This is a genomic window from Phycicoccus elongatus Lp2, assembly GCF_000367525.1.
Taxonomy (GTDB): domain Bacteria; phylum Actinomycetota; class Actinomycetes; order Actinomycetales; family Dermatophilaceae; genus Phycicoccus_A; species Phycicoccus_A elongatus.
Window position 1 is genome coordinate 631,819 of the sequence record NZ_HF570956.1, and the last position, 7,466, is coordinate 639,284.

At 71.2% G+C, this 7,466-nt stretch carries 8 protein-coding genes; 3 read left to right on the top strand and 5 right to left on the bottom strand.

What is annotated here, in order from left to right; all coding sequences use genetic code 11:
- Positions 1-16 precede the first annotated feature (16 nt).
- Positions 17-862, bottom strand: coding sequence for a hypothetical protein (locus tag BN10_RS02975; RefSeq protein WP_010849678.1), 846 nt, complete (start codon positions 860-862; stop codon positions 17-19).
- 33 nt (positions 863-895) lie between these two features.
- Positions 896-1,228, bottom strand: coding sequence for a hypothetical protein (locus tag BN10_RS02980; RefSeq protein ID WP_010849679.1), 333 nt, complete (start codon positions 1,226-1,228; stop codon positions 896-898).
- A 301-nt stretch (positions 1,229-1,529) separates the two neighbouring features.
- Here BN10_RS02980 and BN10_RS02985 point away from each other — a divergent pair, with 301 nt between their 5' ends.
- The 3 genes from BN10_RS02985 to BN10_RS02995 are packed head-to-tail and all read left to right on the top strand — an operon-like array spanning position 1,530 to position 5,967.
- Positions 1,530-3,005, top strand: coding sequence for a WS/DGAT domain-containing protein (locus BN10_RS02985; RefSeq protein ID WP_010849680.1), 1,476 nt, complete (start codon positions 1,530-1,532; stop codon positions 3,003-3,005).
- Complete coding sequence (locus tag BN10_RS02990; RefSeq protein WP_010849681.1) at positions 3,002-5,140, top strand: putative dehydrogenase; 2,139 nt, start codon at positions 3,002-3,004, stop codon at positions 5,138-5,140. Before BN10_RS02985 ends, BN10_RS02990 begins: the two co-directional genes overlap by 4 nt.
- On the top strand, positions 5,137-5,967 hold the full coding sequence (locus BN10_RS02995) for an SDR family NAD(P)-dependent oxidoreductase (protein WP_010849682.1): 831 nt from the start codon (positions 5,137-5,139) through the stop codon (positions 5,965-5,967). Before BN10_RS02990 ends, BN10_RS02995 begins: the two co-directional genes overlap by 4 nt.
- Here BN10_RS02995 and BN10_RS15505 read toward each other — a convergent pair.
- From BN10_RS15505 to BN10_RS03015, 3 genes are all read right to left on the bottom strand, one after another.
- Complete coding sequence (locus tag BN10_RS15505; protein WP_010849683.1) at positions 5,951-6,346, bottom strand: hypothetical protein; 396 nt, start codon at positions 6,344-6,346, stop codon at positions 5,951-5,953. The two genes, BN10_RS02995 and BN10_RS15505, sit on opposite strands and share 17 nt — an antisense overlap.
- Positions 6,346-7,278: an ATP-grasp domain-containing protein gene (locus BN10_RS03010; protein WP_010849684.1), complete on the bottom strand. Its 933-nt coding sequence runs from the start codon at positions 7,276-7,278 to the stop codon at positions 6,346-6,348. Before BN10_RS03010 ends, BN10_RS15505 begins: the two co-directional genes overlap by 1 nt.
- Positions 7,275-7,466, bottom strand: a 192-nt coding sequence (locus tag BN10_RS03015; protein WP_040750869.1) for a hypothetical protein, incomplete at its 5' end; no start/stop codon positions are given. The genes BN10_RS03010 and BN10_RS03015, both read right to left, overlap by 4 nt.

The following is a 7,466-nucleotide window of genomic DNA, read 5'->3' on the forward strand; positions in this document are numbered from 1 at the left end:
CCCCACCAGTCGACTGTCACCAACGTGATGGCCGGGTACACCTAGAACGGGCCGGTGTCGGCGGCTCGATCCCAGCCGAACCGGACGCCGGCGCACGAGGACTCACTCCATCGCTCGTCACATCCCAGATGGGCACCACCCGGCGATAGGTCTCGCTACGCGGCGGGTCCGCGACCTGGACGCGAGGCGTGCCCTCGGGCACGACCAGAGCCGGGGACGAATCACGCCGATCGTCGAGCACATCGGCAAGGCCGTCTTGGTTCGCCTTACGGTTCACGACATATCGCAGGGCATTGCGCTTCAACGAGTTCAGGAACCCATGACGGGCGTTACCGCCGAGCAGCCGAGTCATCGAGAGGAAAGGCATCATCAGGACCAGCGCGGCCACTGTCAGCACCAGGCACAGCAGCAGCGCCATCACGGACATGCCCGCCCCATGGGTGTCGCTCAAGATCGCAGAGATCGCCGTCGTGTGGACCACCGACCCCGCCGACAGGGCGACGACGTTCACGAGTGACGCAGCCGCGATGTTCCCCATCCTGCGGATTACGGACGACATCGGGGCCATGATCCCGACGACCGCAGCAGCGGGCAGGAACATGACGATGAGGCGCAGCATTACGAGGCCGGCCACAAGGAAGGCTTCAGCAAGGGCCCTGAACCCAACCGTGGCCAGCGAGCCGACGAAGGTCAGGAAACCCGATCCCACGCGGCCACCGAATTTGCCCTGCAGCACGGCATACGTGGACGGATCAGCCGATTCGATCTCGGACGCTACTCGGTTCCAGTCCTCCGCCTTGCCGTCCGCGATCTCCTTGGCACGCTGCGGATCACGACTCGCCTCCGCCTCACTTCTGGTCAACGCCGAGGCCGCGAACAGTTGCGGGCCCCACTTCTACGCGGCAGGAGAGTCGGACGAACCGAGCTCGCCGCGCAACCACCCTTGGTAGAGGATCGAGTCAACAGTGAGCGCCCCTTGCGCCCGGGCGGGATCGGCCCCCGCACCGCCCACTGCCAGCGTCGAGCTCCCCGCCTGCACGGTTCCGATCGCGGTCGTCACAGCCGCGTCGAAGAAGGACGCGGCACGACTCGGGTATGCCGCAACCCCGCTGAGCACGGCCAGGACGAGGAGCGCCCAGAGACTGGCGGAAACCACCGACGAGAGTTGCCCACGCATCGAGTAGACGAGAAGCAGCGCCGCGACCCCGAGCAGCGCCGCTAACCCCAAGGCGACCAGATCGCGTCATGCATCCGCGCCGAGACCCGATCCACGACACCATCCAACGGCGCCATGTAGTCCTCAGGGTGGGCAACCGGCCCCGGTCGTCAACGTCGTCGCCGTCGTCCTGGTGCTCGCCTCGCTCCTTCCCGTCCGGCTGGCGCAGCGCATCGGAGGGGCGGACGCCGCCGGGTCACGGTTCTGACCGCGCGCCTCCCAGCCCTTGCCCCCACGGGCTCGACCCCGCGCGTTACCACTGAGTAGGCTGGAGGCCAGTTCAACGACGAGCGCGAGAGGCGCGTGGTCCCCCGTGGCGACACCCATCAAGGCGCAGGACCTCACGTGGCTGCTCATGGACCGGCCCAACAACCTCATGCAGGTCAACGGCCTGATGTTCTTCGACCGCACCCCCTCGCGCCAGGCCGTGGCCGACATCTTCATGGACCGCGCCGTCCTCAAGTTCCGCATCCTCAGCCAGATCCCCGTCGAGGAGGACGGCGAGTGGTCGTGGGTCGACGACCCGCACTTCGACCTCGGTCGGCACGTGCGCCACGTCGAGCTGGCCTCCTTCGACCACGAGACGCTGCGCGAGCACGTCGGCAGCCAGTTCTCCGTCCCCTTCCCGCGCGAGCACCCGCTGTGGGAGGTGCAGGTCGTCACCGGCCCCGACCCCAAGGGGCCCGGCGCGGTGATGACGCGCTTCCACCACGGCCTCGCGGACGGCATACGCCTGGTCCAGCTCGCGCTCAGCGTCTGCGACCGGGCCGAGGGGGCCACCCCTCGCACGGTGGGCCGCAACACCGACGGTGAGCACCACAACCCGCTCGCCGGCGTCCTGCGCCTGGCCGCGAGCAGCGTGCGTGACGGCGTCGACTTCGCCCGCCAGGCCGCCTCGACCGCCCTCCACGCGGGTGTCTCCGTCGCCACCACGAACCCGCTCGACCTGCCCCACCTCGTCGAGGAGGCCGTCGACCTCGCCCGCCACCCGGTGCGGCTCATCGACGCCATGACCGACCACGCGGCCCTCGACAACGAGTCGAGCAACTCCTGGCGCGAGGTCTCGCGGATGCTCCTGGCCGACGAGTCCCAGACCGGGGCCTGGGCCGGCCACCCCGGCGTCGAGAAGACGGTCGCGTGGATCGACGGCTACCCGCTGGCCGGGCTGCGCGCCACCGCCCGCACCCTCGGCGGAACCCTCAACGACCTCCTCCTCGCGGCGGTCTCGCTCGGCCTCACCGACTACCTGCGCGAGCGCGGCGCCGACGCCCCCTCCGACCTGTCCTGGCTCATGCCGATCTCGCTCCAGCCGGTCGACGCCTCGCTGCCGCCGACCCTGGGCAACCACTTCTGCGTCGTCCAGCTCTCGATGCCACTCGGGATCGACGACCACCGCGCCCTCGTTCGTGAGCTCCACCAGCGCTCGACCCGGCTGAAGAACTCGGCCGAGCCGATCATCGCCTTCGGCACCCAGCAGCTCATCGCCCACGCACCGGCAGCCTTCGCCCGCGAGGTGACGAACTACTTCTCCGGCAAGACCGTCGGCCAGCTGAGCAATGTCCCCGGCCCCCGCGTCGAGCTCACCCTCGGCGGTATGCCGGTGCGCTCGATGCTCGGGTGGGTCCCCACCTCCGGCGACCAGCCCCTCGGCGTCTGCCTCTTCACCTACAACGACTCGCTCAACATCGGGTTCGCCTGCGACCGGCGCATGATCCCGGACCCGGACAACCTCGCCGCCCACGTCCGCCGGCACGTGGACGACCTCGTCGCGACCGGAGCCGCCCGATGACCCCACGTCAGCCCTCGACCACGCGGCGCCGCAAGGGCAGCACCGGTCGGCGCCTCACCGTCGTCAACATCACCCTCCAGAGCGAGGAGTGGGACTACGACAAGGAGGTCTCCCTCGGCGGGCACGACTTCCGCATCGTCCGGATCGGCACCCGCGGCGACATCGAGCGCGCCGAGGAGCTCGTCTGGCAGTGGTCCCTCACCAGTGACGCCATCGCCGTGACCGGGGCCCGCGAGGCCAAGGCGCGCGGCCTCTTCAGCGGCAACCCCAGCGAGCTGAAAGCGGTGCGCGACACCACCGCTCGCGTCCCCGTCCGCGACGGCGCGATGCTCGCCGACATCCTCCAGGAGTGGGCGGTGCGGCGGGTGCAGGCCGAGCTCCCCGGCTACTTCTCCAACGCCCGCGTCGTCGTCGTCGGCAACGCCACCCGCGAGCGCACCCTCACGGTGCTGCGCGAGTTCACGGCCAATATCGACATCGAGGACCCGGACAAGCGCGTCGGCACCCCGCTCGCCGTCGGCCTCAACCCGGTCACGTCGCGGGCCGCGGCCGCCGGGATGGTCGCCTGGGACCTCGCTCCCGACGTCGTGAAGAAGGCCGCCCACGGGCCGGCTGCGTGGGTGAGCGGCCAGTTCGCCCACCAGGCGGCCGAGTTCGCCGATGTCATCGTCGGGTCGTATGCCGACCTCGTGCGTTTCGGGCTGCCCGACCTCACCGGCAAGGCCGTCCTCACCAACGCCGTCTCCGAGGAGCGGCTCGCCGCCCTCGCGGCCAAGGGCGTCTCCCTCGTCATCGACGCGACGCCCGAGCCCTTCGACGTCATGGTCGTCACCGCGATGTTCGAGGCGATGGCGGCGGCCACGATCACCGACGGCCACGAGCTGACGACCGACGATCTCGTCACCTTCCTCGAGGCCGCCGAGCTCGAGCCGCGCCTGCTGTGGCCCAACGGCTTCAACCGGCGCAGCCGCTTCGCCTTCGTCATCCACCCGCTGTCGACGGAGTACTTCAAGAAGCAGCCCGCACTCGGCCAGCTCGCCGAGCTCCCCGGCATGGGACGGGTCGTCGAGAAGTCGGCCGCCTACATGCCGCCCTTCGTCTACAGCCGAGTGAGCGGCATCGTCTCCCCCGACGGCAGCGAGGCCGAGGGATGGCTCATCACCGTCGGCGGCACCCCCAAGGAGATGCTCGCCCACCCGCCCGAGTTCACCTACTCGCGCCTGCTCGAGGCCGCCGACCTCGCCAAGCAGCTCGGGGCCCAGGTCATGGGCCTGGGAGCCTTCACCAAGGTCGTCGGCGACGCCGGCGTCACCGTGAGCAAGCGGGCGACGATCCCGATCACCACCGGCAACAGCTACAGCGCCTCGGGCGCCCTGTGGGCCGCCCACGAGGCGATCCGTCGGCTCGGCATCGCCCAGGTCGACGACGAGGGCCGCCTGCGCGGCAAGGCCATGGTCGTCGGCGGCTCGGGCGCCATCGGTGCGGCCTGCGCCCGCCTGCTCGCCCACGCGGCCGACGAGGTGTGGCTCGTCTCCCCCGAGACCGCCAAGCTCATCACCATCAAGGCCGAGATCGAGGCCGAGAACCCGCGCGCCACCGTCCACATCGCGACCGCCCCGGGCGACGCGCTCGGCGAGATGGACCTCATCGTCACCGCCACCTCGGCCGCCGGCACGAAGGTCCTCGACATCATGGCCGTCAAGCCCGGCTGCGTCATCACCGACGTCGCCCGCCCGCTCGACATGAGCGCCGAGGACGTCGCCAAGCGTCCCGACGTGCTCGTCATCGAGTCCGGTGAGGTGGAGCTGCCCGGCGACGTCCACATGCGCGACATCGGCCTGCCGCCCGGCGTCGCCTATGCGTGCCTGGCCGAGACCATCGTCCTCGCGCTCGAAGGCCGGTTCGAGACCTTCACCGTCGGCCGCAACATCGAGTGGCGCAAGGTCCGCGAGATCTATCGCCTGGGCCTCAAGCACGGCATGAAGCTCGCGACGATCTCGGGCATCAACGGGCCGTTCAGCGACGAGGACTTCGCGCGCGTCCGCGCCGCCGCCCTCGCCGCCCGGGCCGGCCAGTCTGACGGCACCGAAAGCACCGGCCCGACCGGAGCCACCACCCAGGAGGAGACCGCATGAAGTCCGTCGCCGGCAAGACCGTCCTCGTCACCGGGGCGGCGATGGGCATGGGCCGCCTCTTCGTCGAACGCGCCATCGCCGAGCGCGCCCGCCGCGTCATCCTCTGGGACGTCGACGAGGCCGCCCTCGCCGCCACGGTCGCCGAGCTCGAGGCGGGCGACCACGAGACCCGGCTCACGGCATACGCCATCGACGTGACCGACCGGCCGACGGTCGAGGCGACGGCCACCGAGATCCTCGGCGACGCCGGGCCGGTCGACGTGCTCGTCAACAACGCCGGCATCGTGCGCGGCAACCGCTACTTCTGGGAGTCGGACCCGGCCCGTGACACCGAGGCCACCATTGCCGTCAACACCCTCGCGCCGATGCACATCGCCCGGGCCTTCCTGCCGGCGATGATCGAGCACAGCAGCGAAGCCCGGCTCGTCAACATCGCCTCGGCCGCCGGGCTCACGCCCAACCCCCGGATGGCGACCTATGCGGCGTCGAAGTGGGCCGTCATCGGCTGGTCCGACTCGGTGCGCCTGGAGCTCAAGCAGGCCGGCTTCGACCACGTCAAGGTGACGACGGTGTGCCCCTACTACGTCAACACCGGCATGTTCGACGGCGCGAAGTCGGCGCCGCTGCTGCCGATCCTCGAGCCGGCCGAGGTCGTCGACGAGTCGTGGAAGGGCATGCTCGACGGCGAGGCGTTCGTCGTGCTGCCGCGCACCGTGATGCTCAACGAGGCGCTCAAGGGCCTGCTCCCGGTGTCGGTGCGCGACTTCATCGCCGACCGCGTCATCGGGGTCTACCACACGATGGACGACTTCACCGGTCGTCGCTGAGCGGCGACTCCCGCGTGGAGCGGGGGCGCTTCCGCGTGGGGCGCTTCGCCGGGGGCGCCTCGGCCGGGTCGGGGTCGGCCGCATCCGTGGGCTCGGGGGCGAGGGCGGGCTCGACCCCGCGCACGAGGTAGTCCCCCGGGCCGGCCATCTGCACTCGGGCGACGAGCCGGTCACCACGGCCCAGCCCCTCGACGTCGGAGCGGCGGGCCACGAGCCGCACGTCCTCGCCGTCCGCCAGGGCCGGCAGCGACTCCCCCTCGACCGTGGCCGAGGCCTCGACCGCGACATCGAGGAGCACCCACCCGTCCCGCTCGGGGTCGGCCGCCATCCCGGTCACCTTCGCGTGGACGGTGGTCTCGTTCGGCGCGGACTGCACCATCACGCCACCTCGCTCTCGTCATCGTCAGTATGCCGCGCGGCACCGGTCCGTGGCCGGTCCAGGAAGGCCGCGACGGCGGCGGCGATCGGCTGACCGGTGTTGGACTCGTAGTAGCTGAAGGCCGGCATCGGGTTGACCTCGAAACAGGTCACCGTCCCGTCCTCACCGACGCGCAGGTCGATCCCGGCCAGCGGCAGCGCGAGCGCCGAGGCAACGCGGATGCACGCCTGCTCGACATCCGGCGCGAGCACCCACGCCTCGAGGTCGCAGGCGAGGCCGTCGCGGGCGGCATACCGGTAGTCGAGCGCCGTCGAGGTGATGCGCGTCGGGAAGACGGACTCGCCGACGACGTGGACGCGCACGTCCGTGCCCTCGACCCGGGCCTGGAACTGGGTGGGCAGGTCCCGGATGCGGTCCATCCGGGCCAGCGCCGCGTCGTCGACCTCGCGGACGATCGAGCGGATGCCGCTGATCGACTTGAAGACGATGCGGCCGTGGCGGGAACGGAACGCGCGCACCGCCTCCGGGTCGTTGGTCACGAGCGTCGTCGGCACGGCGAGCCCCGCCGCAGCGATGAGCCGGGCCTGGTGCGGCTTGCTGCTGTTGGAGAACATCGACGCCGGCCGACCCATGACGAGCACCTCGGTCACGTCGAGCCACTCGTGGAGCAGGGCGGACACCTCGCGGGCCGCGCCGGTCGGCTCGGCCGGCCCGAGCGCCCGCGCGTAGACCCCGGTGAGCAGGTCGAGGTCGACGACGCCGGCGCCCGTGCGGAGGACGCCGCGCACGCCGTCGACGCCGAGGTCGAGCCGCAGTGAGGCGTCCGACAGCGCGTCCTCGTCGATGAGGACGTGCGGGATCCCCCGGTCGTCGGCGGCGTGGCGCACGCGCTCGAGGCAGGGGTCGTCACCGCGACCGAGCAGGCCGATCACGACGCCACCTCGAGCGTGCGGGTCGCGCGCGAGCGCGACAGGAGGAGCCCGGCCAGCGCCTCGGCGATCCCGGGCGTGAGGGCCGGCCGCAGGTCGACGCCGACGAGCTCGTCCCCGGCTGCGGTGCTGCGCAGCGTCACATCCAGAAGGTCGACCCCGGCGATCTTGGCCAGGGACCGGAGGGCCTG

Coding starts and splice junctions, on each gene's coding strand:
- BN10_RS02990 (WP_010849681.1), top strand. CDS start 3,002: ATGACCCCACGTCAGCCCTCGACCACGCGGCGCCGCAAGGGCAGCACC.
- BN10_RS02995 (WP_010849682.1), top strand. CDS start 5,137: ATGAAGTCCGTCGCCGGCAAGACCGTCCTCGTCACCGGGGCGGCGATG.
- BN10_RS15505 (WP_010849683.1), bottom strand. CDS start 6,346: ATGGTGCAGTCCGCGCCGAACGAGACCACCGTCCACGCGAAGGTGACC.